Annotated in this window: 15 protein-coding genes and 1 pseudogene; 3 read left to right on the forward strand and 13 right to left on the reverse strand. The window is 44.8% G+C overall.

All coding sequences use genetic code 11. The features are described from left to right. Window positions 1-45 precede the first annotated feature (45 nt). The 10 genes and pseudogenes from EYS13_RS11745 to EYS13_RS11790 all read right to left on the reverse strand — a co-directional run bounded on the left by EYS13_RS11745 (window position 46) and on the right by EYS13_RS11790 (window position 8,762). Window positions 46-717: a corrinoid protein gene (locus tag EYS13_RS11745; RefSeq protein WP_227762764.1), complete on the reverse strand. Its 672-nt coding sequence runs from the start codon at window positions 715-717 to the stop codon at window positions 46-48. A gap of 47 nt (window positions 718-764) precedes the next feature. Continuing rightward, window positions 765-2,084, reverse strand: coding sequence for a PocR ligand-binding domain-containing protein (locus EYS13_RS11750; protein WP_227762767.1), 1,320 nt, complete (start codon window positions 2,082-2,084; stop codon window positions 765-767). Between the two features lie 237 nt (window positions 2,085-2,321). Further along, window positions 2,322-3,722: a methyltransferase MtaB domain-containing protein gene (locus tag EYS13_RS11755; RefSeq protein ID WP_227762768.1), complete on the reverse strand. Its 1,401-nt coding sequence runs from the start codon at window positions 3,720-3,722 to the stop codon at window positions 2,322-2,324. A 312-nt stretch (window positions 3,723-4,034) separates the two neighbouring features. Next, entirely contained in the window at window positions 4,035-4,607 is a 573-nt protein-coding gene (locus tag EYS13_RS11760) for a uracil-DNA glycosylase (protein WP_227762769.1), read from the reverse strand. 173 nt (window positions 4,608-4,780) lie between these two features. Next, window positions 4,781-5,314: an ECF transporter S component gene (locus tag EYS13_RS11765; protein ID WP_227762771.1), complete on the reverse strand. Its 534-nt coding sequence runs from the start codon at window positions 5,312-5,314 to the stop codon at window positions 4,781-4,783. A 228-nt stretch (window positions 5,315-5,542) separates the two neighbouring features. Next, window positions 5,543-6,280: a ZIP family metal transporter gene (locus EYS13_RS11770; RefSeq protein ID WP_423055346.1), complete on the reverse strand. Its 738-nt coding sequence runs from the start codon at window positions 6,278-6,280 to the stop codon at window positions 5,543-5,545. A gap of 230 nt (window positions 6,281-6,510) precedes the next feature. After that, a pseudogene (locus tag EYS13_RS11775) lies at window positions 6,511-7,083 on the reverse strand (PAS domain-containing protein); the annotation flags it as partial. Window positions 7,084-7,243: 160 nt separating this feature from the next. Beyond that, window positions 7,244-7,999: a response regulator gene (locus EYS13_RS11780; RefSeq protein WP_227762776.1), complete on the reverse strand. Its 756-nt coding sequence runs from the start codon at window positions 7,997-7,999 to the stop codon at window positions 7,244-7,246. Between the two features lie 147 nt (window positions 8,000-8,146). Then, window positions 8,147-8,422 carry a hypothetical protein gene (locus tag EYS13_RS11785; RefSeq protein WP_227762784.1) on the reverse strand — a complete coding sequence of 92 codons (276 nt, stop codon included), beginning with the start codon at window positions 8,420-8,422 and terminating at the stop codon, window positions 8,147-8,149. 190 nt (window positions 8,423-8,612) lie between these two features. Then, window positions 8,613-8,762, reverse strand: coding sequence for a hypothetical protein (locus tag EYS13_RS11790; protein WP_227762785.1), 150 nt, complete (start codon window positions 8,760-8,762; stop codon window positions 8,613-8,615). A 169-nt stretch (window positions 8,763-8,931) separates the two neighbouring features. On the opposite strand from EYS13_RS11790, the gene EYS13_RS11795 reads away from it, so the two are divergent. Beyond that, window positions 8,932-9,159: a type II toxin-antitoxin system Phd/YefM family antitoxin gene (locus EYS13_RS11795; RefSeq protein ID WP_227762787.1), complete on the forward strand. Its 228-nt coding sequence runs from the start codon at window positions 8,932-8,934 to the stop codon at window positions 9,157-9,159. After that, entirely contained in the window at window positions 9,143-9,562 is a 420-nt protein-coding gene (locus EYS13_RS11800) for a PIN domain-containing protein (protein ID WP_227762795.1), read from the forward strand. Before EYS13_RS11795 ends, EYS13_RS11800 begins: the two co-directional genes overlap by 17 nt. 200 nt (window positions 9,563-9,762) lie before the next feature. Here the strand turns inward: EYS13_RS11800 and EYS13_RS11805 are convergent, their stop codons facing one another. Next, window positions 9,763-11,421: a GGDEF domain-containing response regulator gene (locus EYS13_RS11805; RefSeq protein WP_227762803.1), complete on the reverse strand. Its 1,659-nt coding sequence runs from the start codon at window positions 11,419-11,421 to the stop codon at window positions 9,763-9,765. Between the two features lie 301 nt (window positions 11,422-11,722). Then, window positions 11,723-12,427 carry a GGDEF domain-containing protein gene (locus EYS13_RS11810; protein WP_227762805.1) on the reverse strand — a complete coding sequence of 235 codons (705 nt, stop codon included), beginning with the start codon at window positions 12,425-12,427 and terminating at the stop codon, window positions 11,723-11,725. A gap of 177 nt (window positions 12,428-12,604) precedes the next feature. Between EYS13_RS11810 and EYS13_RS11815 the strand changes: the two genes are divergently transcribed. Then, entirely contained in the window at window positions 12,605-13,009 is a 405-nt protein-coding gene (locus tag EYS13_RS11815; RefSeq protein ID WP_227762806.1) for a helix-turn-helix domain-containing protein, read from the forward strand. Window positions 13,010-13,023: 14 nt separating this feature from the next. Here the strand turns inward: EYS13_RS11815 and EYS13_RS11820 are convergent, their stop codons facing one another. After that, window positions 13,024-14,472: an MFS transporter gene (locus EYS13_RS11820; RefSeq protein ID WP_227762808.1), complete on the reverse strand. Its 1,449-nt coding sequence runs from the start codon at window positions 14,470-14,472 to the stop codon at window positions 13,024-13,026. Window positions 14,473-14,533: the final 61 nt, after the last annotated feature.

The following is a 14,533-nucleotide window of genomic DNA, read 5'->3' on the forward strand; positions in this document are numbered from 1 at the left end:
TCCTTCCTGTCAAACGGTTCCGGAAACGCCATATCTGGTATTCGGCTAGGCACTTTCAACGAAGGTTCCATTTTCCTCAGTTAACTCCTGAAGGCAACGCTCAACCAGTGCCACCGCACTGCGTGCTTCGGAGGCATAACCATCTGCATTGATCTTCTTGCCATATTCACGGGTAATAGGTCCCCCACCTACGATAACTTTAACTCTTTCCCGCAGTCCTGACTGTTCCAGCAGTTTAATGGTGCTATCCATCACAGGCATAGTTGTAGTTAGCAAAGCGGACATGCCCAGCACCTGGGCATTGTTTTTGACTACAGCCTCCACAAATTCTTCCGGATGGACATCTATCCCCAAATCCGTTACCTCGTAACCGGCAGACCTTAAAAATGTCACCACCAAGTTCTTGCCGATGTCGTGCAGGTCTCCGGCTACGGTTCCTATTACCACGTGGCCGGGGGTAGGCCGCACATCCTGCAACAAAGCCGGTCGGACAACCCGCATTCCCGCATGGAATGCCCTTGAAGCCAGCAACACATCAGGAATAAAAACCTCTTCGTTGCGGTAACGTTCGCTGATATTGTTCATTCCTGCCAGAAGACCCCGATTAAGAATTTCTATAGGGGGAACATCCTTCTTCAAAGCCTCTTCCACCAACTCAATGACTTTTGCTGCTTTTCCCTTAACCAAGGCGTTAGCTATTCTCTCAAACCTACGCAAAAATAACCCCCCTGAAAAGGAATAGATAATCTGTGAAAAATTTCTTATCAATATGCCTTTGTCCTGTACTCGCTGGGAGTGATACCTTCGTTCCGTTTAAATACTTTGGTGAAGTAACCAGGATCTTTGAAACCCAAGGCATAGGCTGCCTGGATCACGTTGTACCTGGGATCCCGCAACAGGTTCTTTGCTTCTTCTATTCTCACTTTAGTTACAAATTCCATAACGGTACACCCTAATTCCTGTTTAAATATGTTTCCTAGATGGCTGGGACTTAAATAAACAGCCCTAGACACATCCTCCAGGGTAATCTTTTGCTGGTAATTATCTCTGATAAAATCAACCGCCTTTTGAACCGCTTGGGAGTTATGGGCGGCTCTCCCTTCCCGGATGCATTTGATAAACTTGCCGGTAACATCTATTAGCCAGCGGCACATTTCCTCGGTTGTCCGCAAGGTAGCAAACTCTTCCACAAACAGGGAGTTTAAAGACATCAGATCCTTTAATTTGGCACCGCCTTCGGCGGATGCCCTGGATAAAACGACAACTATTTCCAGTATCCGGGCTTTAATCTCCCTGGTATCTTCACCGTAATCGGCCACAATCTGTGCCAAGATTTCATTTAATAAGCGGTAAGCTCCCGCCTCATCACCTTTGCGCACGCGGCAGGTCAGTTCCTGTTCCTTTTCCAGGGGGTAGCCTCTCGAAGTAAGATGGTTAACCTTTCTTAAAGCTTCCTCTAAAATTTTTCTCGATTGGATTTCCTCTCCCAGCCGGGCCTGCTGATCGCTGATCACCTTTTGCTGCTGCAAAGTAACCATGGCCGTCTTGGTGACGTGATTGGCAACCAGGAAAAGCAGGTCAGCGGCTGCCTGGACCCTTTCGCCCGAAAGGACTTCCAATTTTTTAGCAGCATCAATCAGCCTGGTGATGTCAAGATTTAAACCACGGGTCATTTCCTCTATTTCTTCCCAGAAAAAGTCCTCTGGTTCCCACATTAACACCTGGCCGCAGACAATGGCTCCGAGGCACTGTTTTTCTGCCACTATAGGTGCAGCCCAGACAATAAGCCCTGCGTGACAGCGAAAGATATACGGTTTACCGTATTTTCCTGCTTCATGGGCAGCTTGGGCATAAGAACGTTTACACTTACATACGCCTTCTTCACTGGACCTGATCAGTTGGCAAAAGTCGCAATACCTCTGCCTCTTTTTTCTGGACGTGACCAGCATGTTCCCTTCCGTATCAACAATGTAAGCCCTTAAACCGGTAGCTTTGCTAAAGGATAATAAAATCTGCTTTAATACATCAACTTCCACTATGCAGGTCAGCTTAATATTTTCGCCATCGTATGTCAACTCTTGCATTTCGGATCACCCCCGTTGGAAATCCCAAAACGCTATTGTGAATGTTCTAAAAAATTGCGTCTTTCTAAAATCCGGTGTCCTTTTTTTACATTCTAGTTATTTTAATAAAATCCTCCCTAGAGATAACAAAAAATGGCATTAACTTCATCCAGCTAAAAGGGTTTTAAGCTGTCCGCCGAAGCGGGCAGCTTAAAACCTGGCTTAACTTCAACTTTAACCTGAAGTTACCTTGTGACTCTAGCTAACCTTTAATGCATACTCAGCCGGGATCCACTTGGCAAGATCCAGTTCTTTTTGGATTTCGTACCATAATTTATCTGGGTCGTCAGGAATGGTGTCAATTTGCGAGCTCATGATGTCTAACCATTTCATTTCTTTCTCAGCAATGTTCAGCTCTTTGCGGGCGACCCCCTGTCTCAATGCTTCAACAGCCAGCGCAGCAGCCTTCTTAGTCCTGGCCAGCGGGCTGGTTTCTTTAACCATTTCCTTGCTGATTTCCAAGACTACGTCAGGTCTTAAAACGTAGGCCTGGGGATCCAATGAGGCATCGGACTTAGCCAACCAATCCCTCAGCTTGAAAGCGTTTTCGAGGCTTTCCTCTTTCGCCACGTTCATCAAACGACAGTCATAAATTAGCTGTTCTGTCGATACGGTGGGAGCGGGGGCGCTTAAAAGCATAACATTTTGAACCGATTCATTGCTCCACATGTCGGCAACACATGCAGCGATATTCCCCAAAGGACTTAAATGGGCACAGGCTGCAGTCTTTCCTTCCATGGAAAGCGGAATACCTGCAATAGCTTTAAGGTAGGGTCCTTCGTAAGCGCAGTCTTTGCTCGGTCCTACAGCACCCATTTCATAAGCAGCTAAACTTCTGGGCACGGTGGCAACCCTGTCAACGGCCGCAAAGACCCTTGGAATTAAACCTTGTTCTGCCAAAGCAAAGGCTGTGTTGCCAAATCCGCAGGCTGTATCACCAGCAGCGATGGAATTGTGCTCTTTTGCAATATCAACAATTTTGCCCCAGAGGAATCTCATGTCGTGTACTCCCAGGACGCCAAGCGCAAATATTGCTTTTTTCAGGTCACAGGTCATTAATGCTTCGTCATGGACTTCTTTCCCTCCGGTGGATTCAATGGATAAGAAATCTGCTCCATCCCGGGCGCAAAGAGCAAAGGTCTCAAGCATATTTTCGTAATATTCACCCTGCTTCATCAGAGGCGGACGCTGCATTTCCCTGGTATCGTTGGGAGTGCACCTTATGGCGCTCTTAAGACCATATTTTTCTTCATATTCGTACATCTTGTCGCGCAGTATTTTGTGGATTTCCGCACCCCACTGGGGATTGATGGTTGTGGGGGGCAACAGTTCCAGTTCGATTATAACTCCGGGTGCATATAATTCCTTGGCCCTTTTTAAAATTCCCTCAATCATGTCGTTGTAATGTCTTCTGACAATCTTCATGGTGCTTTCTGTAATATTCATCGGGGGAAGAGTTAAGTTCACCTCAGGGTAAACCGTTCCTCCTCCGATTACCAACCCGTTCTTTGTTTTGACCGGGTTTGGCGCTGTCCCGTACACAAACTCATTAAGCGACTTTACCGCCAATTCCCGAAATTCCCTTACCGGCTTAACCATAAGCCAATCACCTCGTTTTACTTAGTTTTTTAGACCGGCAATCTTGAGCTTGCAGTTAATAACCGCTCTGCTACAAAAAACTTTTGTTCCTGAAGAAAACTGTTTTACAGCCACCCCCCTCCCCATTTTTTCTGAATTTTGCCTGCATTCGCTCAAATTGCCTGACCCTTTCCTGTCGTCTATGACCTTTATTTTCTCCTCGCCTGTTAGAATCCCTATGTAAAATCGGCCAGTCAGTTGTAATTTCTGCCTAAGTTTACCTTTTTAAGACTTTCCAATAGGACCATAAAAAAAAAACAGGGCTAAGCAAACTCATTGCCCTGTTCCCAGCACTCCTAATTCCTGGCATTTTCTCTGCAAGCTTTTAAAATCTTCCCAGGCGGGGCGTTTTTTTGTTTCATCCCGTAATAGGGCTGCCGGGTGAAAAGTGGCCATAATGTGGTACCCTTTCTTCTCCACCCATTTGCCCCTGTCGCGGGTTATTTTAAAATCAGGTGCAATCACCGCTTTGGCAGCAATCCTGCCCAAACATACGATTATTTTCGGCTTTACCAGAAGCACCTGATTGCGTAAGTAATCCAAGCAGGCGTTTTGCTCCTCCGCCAGCGGGTCCCTGTTATAAGGGGGTCTGCATTTAACCACGTTGGCAATGTATACTTGCTCCCTGCTTAAATTTATGGCGGCCATCATTTTATCCAGCAGCAGCCCCGCAGGCCCCACAAAGGGTAAACCCTGCAAGTCCTCCTGTTCCCCAGGCCCTTCGCCGATAAACATCACATCAGCGTTTCTGTTACCCATACCCACCACCACGTGAGTCCTGTGATGATGCAGGGCACACCTTCTGCAGGAGCCACACCTGCTGATAAGTTCATCCCAAGTAAGCATAGCCTTCTCCCTACCCAGCTCTGACCCTCGTCATGGAACATCCCAGGCGAACGTCAGCATCTTGGTGTTCTATTCCTTTAAAAATATTAAAACAAAAGATGCGGCCCTTTGGCAACAAAAAAACTAAAGGCTGCTTCGGGATGCAGCCCTTATTTTTAAGCACAAACCGCGTTTTAAAAGATTTTTTTCAGGGCGGTGACTATGGGAAGACCTAAGATTGCCCCCGCCACAATCTGAATAACGTTTCCAGGGATGGAGGTAACAGGAGTCAGCCAGTTGCCGTAGAGGATAACTTCAGCCAAATAATAGCCGGCGAGCATCCAAATCCCACTCAGAAAAATAGCCACCAGGTTCCAGAAAATGTTTTGGCCATTGCGCCCCCCGGCATAGGCAATGCTGCCGATCATATAACCCATAACCCCTCTGATTACGAAGGTAAAGGGAGCCCACGCCATCCAACCTGAAACCACGTCAAACAGCCCCATGCCAAAAGCACCGGCCACCGCTCCCTTTTTCTTGCCAAAAACAAGGGCCGAAACAAAGAGCATAGTATTTCCTAAATGAATCAGCCCGCCGTTAATGGAAAGCGGCAAACGCAGGTTGATAAACTTGGTAGCTATAAAAACCAGGGAAATGAGCAACCCGGAGAGCACTATATCTTTAGCCGGGCTACCTTGCTGAGTCCTTTCCACATATGTATTTTCCATTTTCATCCTCCACTTCAAAGTAACTTGACAATGTAATTATACTATGCATACACTATAATTACAATACTTATTGTATTGCAATACGCAAGTTTAAATAAATACATTGGCAGCTAATTAACACGGATAGTATGACATTGCTTTCTGCAAAACAAAAAAGTATTATCACGATACATTTTATGATGATAATACTTTATAATTTCAGGTTTGCTTTTTAAAGCCAGATACGGCTTAGCCCAGCACATTATCTAAGAACATCATGATGACAAAGCCAAGGATCAAAGTATGGGTGGCCAATTTGGAAGAAGTATTTTTTTGTGTTTCGGGTATAATTTCGTAAGCTATGACAAACAGCATGGCCCCGGCAGCAAAGGCTAAGGCCCAGGGCAGCGCCGGTTTTGCTACTTGCACCAACCCCACTCCCAATAGTCCCCCTACCGGTTCCACCAACCCGGTACACATTGCCACCAAAAATGCTTTTAAAGCAGAAAAACCTTCCCGCAAGAGCGGCAGCGCCACGGCCAGCCCTTCAGGCATGTTTTGCAAACCGATAGCAATAGCCAGGCTTAAACCATTGGCTATATTTCCGTCGCCAAAACCTACACCCACTGCCAGCCCTTCAGGAAAGTTATGAATGGTAATAGCCAGCGTAAAAAGCCAGGCCCTGCGCAAATTGTCATGGTTTTGTCCCGGGCCCGCCATAAGGTTAGTATCGGGAAACAGTTTATCCACCAAATCCAGGAATATGCCTCCGATTACAATTCCGCCCAATGTAATTGCCGCGCCTTTAACCCCGCCGCCGGCGCTTTCTATGGCCGGGATAATCAGACTGAAAGACGTGGCAGCCAGCATTACCCCTGCCGCAAAGCCCAGCAGACAATCTAACAGTTTTCTGGAAATATTGCGCGTAAAAAAGATTGGCAGGGAACCTGCCGAGGTAGCCAAACCCGCCGCCAGACTGGCCAACATCCCTAGCAAAACAACATTCTGCGATGCCAAAAAGCCAAACACTTAAGTCACATCCTTTTTCAAGCTTAATCCAGTCTCTTTGCATTCTATGCGTTGCTATGCTGTTTTGCTATCAGCAAGAGCTTTAAGCATTGGAAAAAAGGAAACCCCGGGTTACCCCAGGGTCGATAATTCCAATAACTATTCACATTCATCCATATACCGCACACGATCCCTACCAGCGGCTTTGGTGGGATCCACCAGGTATCCCATATAGTACCCGCCAGTTCCACTTCGCTGTTTATCGGTTCATTTCTGTCCAAAGCTTCGTCTCCGCAGCAGAAATAGCATCTGGTGCCGGGTAAAGGACTGCCTGTTTTTTCCAATGATATCTTGTATTCATCAGTCAGGGATGCCGTACCGTGAATGCTTCCCCAGCAATAACCTCCTACTTTTGTTCCCACCATTTCCGCCGCTTTATTCTGTGCCAGAATACGGCGTTCCCTTGAAACAAGCCAGGCCGGGCTGGGAATGCCCTCCAGCATCAGGCGGCACTGCTCCTCTTTGCACCTTTTTTCCTCTTCCAATTGTTTTCTTTCGGTCAGGTCAGCCACCAGTGCCAGGCATAATTTTTCTCCCCCATAATCGAAAAGCTGTAAATTTATCTCCACAGGATACCGGGAACCGTCCTTCCGGCGGTGCACTGTGTTAAATAAGACCTGCTCCTGTTCCCCGCCGAGCAGTGGGTTAAGGAGTTCCCTGAAGCTCTGCAGGTCAAATTCGGGCTTGAGGTCAAGGGGTGTCCTGGTGCTCAGTTCTTCGATAACCATTATCTTCTCCTGGCCCTGGAAGGTATAGCTAACGATTCCTTCCTCTCCTCTGGCCATCCTTGAGATGATGTTTGCATTTCCACATTATAAATCAAGATACAATTTCAATATCAATGCTTTTATTTTAAATACAATCAAAAGAACCTCTCTCAAGTCATTTTTCACCAAACAGTTCTTTCATTAGATTATCTAGCGTTTTTTCGGAAGACGGTTCAAAGGATACTACTTTCTCTAACGTCAAATTGATGTTGTTTTGTAGTAATTTATCTTGTAGTTTATTAATAACAATAGTCAAATTTTTTTCTTCCGTTAGCGGTAAAACTACAAATATTTTATCTTCCATCACTAGTACACTATCAATTTTTCGAACGTTTTTCTTAATTATAGAACTTGCCTCATCCAAATAATTAATTTCTACTCCAAAAAGCAAAAAGCTTAAAGATGTACCAGCACGAGTTGCCCGATCATATTCATTTATTATAACTTCTTCTATTTTTGTTTTATTATCTTCTTTCTTACCTTTTATATTTCCATAAAAAGTCTCCATAACTTTTTCTATTCGTTTAGCCAGATAATCATGTTTAAATGGTTTTGCAATAAAGTCAATTCCACCAGCTTCAATAGCCTCTTGCACATTTTTGTAATCTCTATGCCCAGAAATGAATATAATGGGAATATTGCAATATGAGGGATGATCTCTCAGTTGCTTTGCAAAATCAATCCCGCTAATCCCTGGCAATCCTATATCTAAAATGATAAGGCTGACATCATTCAGATAAAGATGTGGTCTTTGACTGATGGTATTAGCAGAGCTTAATTCTATGATATTTGAAAAACCACTACCCTCTAATACTTTTTTAATTTGCAATCGAACAAGATGACAATCTTCAATGATCAATATTTTTTTCATACTGATATCAACACTACTCCTTCAGAGGTTACGTCAAAAAAATTGTAGCCAGCTTGGTTATAGGGGACAATGTTATGCTCAGGTTTTTGTACTACTACAATATCGGGGATACCGTCTCATCATCAAAAATTCCCAGCCCTTTACAACTTACGGCTGATTAAGGACCCCGTTATAAATATCTATCACTATTTCATGATTATAAGATGGAAAACTGCTTTCTTCTTTCACATAAATTCTGGTACCGTTTATCTTCATCGTTACTTTAGAACCCCTGCGGGTAATTCCGGCGGAAAGGCCGTCAATCAATCCAAAAAAACTGTGCATGGGCAGCAAGTAATCCGGAAAATCGGCTGGCAATTCATTCTCAGCATGATAATGATGCTTTATCAGATAATACACTTTATCATTAATGATACCTCCCATATTTACAAATTATGGTTATCTCTTCCTATTTATAACGATTTTACTTCTATTTTTCACAAGAATCAATACGTGTTTAGGTTTTTCAACACAAACACCACCTCCACCAGCGACTTTACCTGTATCTGCTCTACCATTGCCGCAAATAACTCCTCATCAAACTCCTCCAACACATCCCGCTTTCGCAGCAGCTTTAAATTTCTCTAACCTTTGAAAGAGCTTCTCCCCTCATAAAATTGATAACCAGCTCTCCATTTTCATCCTTGTCATAGCCCATGAACTTTTTGTGGTCGACCCTTGCACAGCCCGGAGCCTCGTAAACCTTCAGCTTCCTTCTTTCCAATGCTTTGACCTCCCTTCAAGTCAGGCAGGTTAATTCGAATTAGGGAAAATGTAGGGGTTTAGACAGACTTTCCGTTCGAATAATGTTCGATTTCCATTTAATTATTTCGCACGATTTATGATATAATATAAATGCAGATAGCACAAACTTTCAAATAGGAGGTTTTCATATGCTCATAACCGCTACCGAATTTAAAACCAATATAGGCAAATATCTAAAGCTTGCTGCAAAGGAAGATATCATCATTACAAAAAACGGCAAGCGTATTGCAAAGCTAACCAATGCCTCTGAAGATAAAACCGATATTGTAAAATCGCTTATCGGAATACTGCCGAACACTATATCTGAAAGCGAAGCAAGAGAGGAGCGGCTGTCGAAACATGAACGTAATGCTTGATACCAATGTGATTCTGGACGTGCTCGGCAAACGCGAACCTTTTGTCCAGAATTCTGCTCAGGTTTTAATGCTTGCCGCAAAGAGCAAGCTCTACGCTTCCATGACGGCAAACACTGTAACAGACATTTATTATCTGTCAAAAAAGCATCTTCAAGACCATGCAGCTGTCAAAAATGCCCTGCTTAATCTGATGGACATTTTAGAAGTTGTTGACGTTACGAAAGCAGACTGCGTCAAAGCCTTTTATCTGCCGATCAATGATTTTGAAGGTGCTCTACTTGCGCATTGTGCAAAACGCGTCAAAGCGGACTGCATCATCACGCGCAATGTAAAGGATTTTGTCGGCTCTCCAGTGGAAGCAATCACGCCAGAGGATTTCCTGAAGCGTTTCTCCCTGGAATAAGCTCCGCTTCCGAATTTGACGAACAAATCCTGGAAGATTTAATCTCGCAGAGCCTGTGTACATATTATTGAGGAATTTTTATTGCTCTCAGGCGTTCCTTAGTAACCCCTTGAACTGTTGAACAAAAAAACACTTGAGATGTTTCCTTTACGCATTGTAAAAATAAACCCCTGGTTATCCCAGGGTCGATAATGCCAAAACTATTCACATTCATCCATATACCGCACACTATCCCTACCAGCGGCTTTGGCTTCGTACATATAGTTGTCTGCCCTTTGTATCAATGTATCGATAGTATCTCCGGGGCAGTAGCCGGCAACTCCGAAGCTGGCTGTTACTCTGCCCACACCCGGTATATCCATACGGCTTATGCTTTCCCGCAGTTCTTCCGCCAAACGGACCGCATTTTTTACCGTTGTATCCGGCAGAAGTATGACAAATTCCTCCCCGCCCCAACGGGCCAGGGTATCTATTTTGCGGATCCTGTTCTTAATCAATTCTGCCATGCTTTTAAGGACTGAATCACCGGCATTATGGCCAAAGCGGTCATTGATGCTCTTAAAGCGGTCTATGTCCAGCATGATCAGGGAAAACTTACTGCCTGCCCGCTTGGCCCGTTCTATTTCTTCCTCCAGTTTTTGTACAAAATAGCGGCGGTTATAGCTGTTTGTCAGGCAATCAGTTACAGATAAACAGCGCAGCTCCTCTTCCATTTTTTTGTACCTGGTAACATCATTAGCATAATGAAGATAGACACCCTCTCCCAAAGGGATCCACCAGGTATCCCATATAGTACCCGCCAGTTCCACTTCGCTGTTTATCGGTTCATTTCTGTCCAAAGCTTCGTCTCCGCAGCAGAAATAGCATCTGGTGCCAGGCAAAGGACTGCCTGTTTTTTCCAATGATATCTTGTATTCATCAGTCAGGGATGCCGTACCGTGAATGCTTCCCCAGCAATAACCTCCTACTTTTGTTCCCACCATTTCCGCCGCTTTATTCTGTGCCAGAATACGGCGTTCCCTTGAAACAAGCCAGGCCGGGCTGGGAATGCCCTCCAGCATCAGGCGGCACTGCTCCTCTTTGCACCTTTTTTCCTCTTCCAATTGTTTTCTTTCGGTCAGGTCAGCCACCAGTGCCAGGCATAATTTTTCTCCCCCATAATCGAAAAGCTGTAAATTTATCTCCACAGGATACCGGGAACCGTCCTTCCGGCGGTGCACTGTGTTAAATAAGACCTGCTCATGTTCCCCGCTGACCAGTGGGTCAAGGAATTTCCTGAAGCTCCGCAGGTCAAGTTCGGGCTTGAGGTCAAGGGGTGTCATGGTGCTCAGTTCTTCGATTGTATATCCCAGGTTTTTTCTGGCAGCGCGGTTTACAGCAACAAATTTTAAGGAGTTCGGATGAAAAATATATAGTTCATTCAGGGAGTTTTCAAACAGCCGCTCAAACATCCTGGCATAAGCATTTGCTTCATGAAGTTTCAAAGCCATTTCCACTGTGGATAGCAATGCAGCTTTATCCATACCTTTTAGCACGAACCCATAAGCCTTGACCTCTTTTATTTTATCAATAATTTCGCCGGATGTGTTGGCGGTGAGAAATACAACGGGAATATCCCGGGATTTAATTATCCTGCGGGCCGCATCTATCCCGTCCGATTCCCCCGCTAATTCGATATCCATGAGGACCAGGTCAGGCGGGAAGCAGCCACTTATCTTTTGCACCGCTTCTTCCCCTGTAACGGCGGTTTCCGTCTCATATCCGTTTTTATGCAAGAAATCCTCTACAACCTTAGCAGTTAAGCGGCTGTCTTCCACCAGCAATATCTTTTTACTTTTTTGCAAATTCTCACCGTGCAATTTTTACCACACTCCAATTAACGCTTTACCCCACCAATTATTTACAGTTTAAACCTCGCCACCAGGGAACTGAGCTTCTCTGCCATTTCCGCCTGGGCCTGAGCAGTTTTGGCTACCCCTTCCAGTGCTTTGGTCGTTTCGGACATATGCCTATAAGACTTTAGTTGTTTGGTAAAATTATACTCTTTTTTTTCAACAAGTGTCTTTCTTTTTCTTCATATTTCTTGTTTTTTTTTACATCTTTTGCTATTTTTATAGAACTTCCCTCAACTTGAACTCTGTTTTTACTAAATTTTATCGCTTAGCTGCAAATTATGAGGGCTCCCTCTATAATGGCAACCGAGTTTTTCTTTTCCTTAGCTTTATATAAAGCTTTATCGGCTAACTCCACCACCCTTTCCAAATCCATTTGCTCCTCAATGATGGTAGCAATTCCTGCGCTTACTGTAACTTTAAAGCAAGTGCCTCTGCCAATAAAAAAATTAAAGCTTTCTACATTTTTGCGAATCCTTTCCGCAAATCTCAAAGCCCCTTGATGGTCCGTGCCCGGAAGAATTACCGCAAACTCTTCGCCGCCCCAGCGCACTACGCAGTCACTGGCCCTAACGTTATTTTCGAAAATTACAGCCAGTTGTTTAAGGACTTTATCACCCACCATATGACCGTGCCTGTCGTTAATGCTTTTAAAATTGTCCACATCGATTATTGCCAAAGAAAGAGGGGAGTTAGTTCTTTTCATCCTCTCCATTTCCTCAGCCATTCTTTCGTAAAAATAAAACCTGTTCCGCAAACCGGTCAAAGCATCGTGATACATTCCGTAATGCAGCTTTTGCATTACCTTGCCCAAAGCAAAGCCGGCCATTAGCTGTACTAATGAAACTAATGACCACAAAAAGATGCCCAATTTTGCAGGTGCATATGCATCTAGCAAAAAGCCTCCCAAACCGCCCAATAACCCCGCCGCAGCCAAAATAGTGGGTGCAAACTTAAAGAACAGGAGCTTCATATGAAAAACACCACCCGCAACATTTTCCCAATTTATTGACAACATAAATAGGTGTAATACATGTCCTTAAAGTATAGTTTATGCCTTTTTAACGCTTATGGCAAGAGTGGTAACGCTAACAGCGTATTAATTTAGTTTCCTTTTAACTTTATAGTTACTTGTAAGGGGATGAAGCCAATGGATTACCGTTTGCTTGGCGAAAAAATCAGAAAAGAGCGTTTAAGTAGAGGTCTTACGCAGGAAGTTTTGGCAGAAAAAGCTAATGTTTCGGTCTCGTTTATGGGCCAGATTGAACGGGGCGAAAGAAAACTGAGCCTGGAAACTTTGATTAAGATCGGCAACGTTTTAGGCTTAAGTTTCGACTACCTCTTACAGGATAGCCGTAAAACCAAAGAGCAGCCGGACACAAGTGGGCCGGTGTACATAATAAAAGAGTCCGGGAGCAGATTCCCGGAACCAAGTGCAGGAAATAGGCCAGAGTTGGATGAACTGGTCCATGCAATGCAAGAGAGAACCCCACAGGAAATCAAAATAATCACAGAGGTGGCCAAAACCATCTTAAAATACTGTAAAAATAAGTAATTTATTTGGCGTTTCTAGCTTGCTTCTTTAACTATATGTTTCGCACCAGCGGGACTATCGCCCCGCATGAGCGAAACGAAGGCCCCTAAGATGGCTATAACCATTGCCACCAGATAAGTATCACGCATAGCCCAGACAAAACTGTAGTGCTGAATTGCCTGCAAGTCGTAACCCACTGCTTGCAGTTTGCCGGTATAGTAGGCTAACCGGTTGCTGAAAACAGCCCCGCTTACCGCTATGCCCAGTACCTGTCCCAGGTTACGCATGGTGGCCAGCATCCCTGAACCAATTCCCATCTGATTTTTTGGCACGCTGCTCATTATAGCATTGTTGTTGGGTGAGAGAAAAAGTCCCGTACCCATACCTACTAAAGCCAAGCCGAAAATAACCAAGAGGAGGTTTTGGGTTAAATACAGCATACTCAAAAGCAGTGCTGCCAAGGATGTAATGCCCATACCCACGGATGTCAAAGCCCGGGAACCCATACGATCGGAAAGGATTCCGCTGATGGGGGCTGTCAACATCATCACCAGGGGAAAAGCGGTCATAACCAGCCCCGCCTGGTTAGCAGGCATTTTCAGGAAGTCCTGCAGATAAAAAGGCATTAAAAAGGTTACTGTATACTGACTAAGATAATTAAACACCGCTGCCAGGTTTGCTCCCGCAAAAAGACGGTTTTTAAAAAGCCCCAGGTGAATCATGGGATGCTCTACCCGGCTTTCAATCACCAGAAACAGAACAAAAGAGCAAAAAGACACTGCAAAAAGTCCCAGCACTGCCGGGGACCCCCAACCCCACTCTTCCCCATGGCTTAGAGCAAGCAAGAAAGTCATCAAAGCCACAAAGGTGGAACAAGCACCCGTTACATCAAATTTTTGCGGCTTACCCCTGTGGTAAGGCAAAACCCGCCAAGCCCAAATGGTAGCCCCTATACCGATGGGAATATTGATGGCGAAAATGGACTGCCAGCCAAAATAGCTGGTCAAAAATCCGCCGATAGTGGGCCCTGTAGCCAACCCCAGAGAAACAAACATGGCATTAATGCCAATGGCCTTTCCCCTCTCTGCAGGTTCGAAAGCAGCTGCAATAATGGCCTGGACCACAGCCATCATCATTCCTGCTCCAAGGGCCTGCACCGCCCGGGAGGCGATCAGCAGTCCGATAGTAGGGGAAATGCTGCTCAAGGCCGATCCCAGGGTAAAAATGGCAAAACCGCTGACATAGACGGGCTTATGACCGTACATATCGCCCAGGCGGCCATAGGTTAAAAGCAAGCTGCTGATCAAAAGCAGATAAACCATTACGACCCATTCGACACTGCCTAATGAAACTTGATAATAAGCGGTAATCTTAGGCATAGCGATATTTACTATGCTGGCGTCCAGGGTTGACATAAAAACTCCCAAAGAAGTGGTAGAAAGTATTAACCATTTTTGTCGCGGTGATAAACCTTTATTTGACATTTTTTCACTCTTTTCCTCAGCATATGGTGCTTAAATATTGACATACTTATTATCACTCTAG

The sequence above is a fragment of the Zhaonella formicivorans genome (assembly GCF_004353525.1).
GTDB classification, from domain to species: domain Bacteria; phylum Bacillota; class DUOV01; order DUOV01; family Zhaonellaceae; genus Zhaonella; species Zhaonella formicivorans.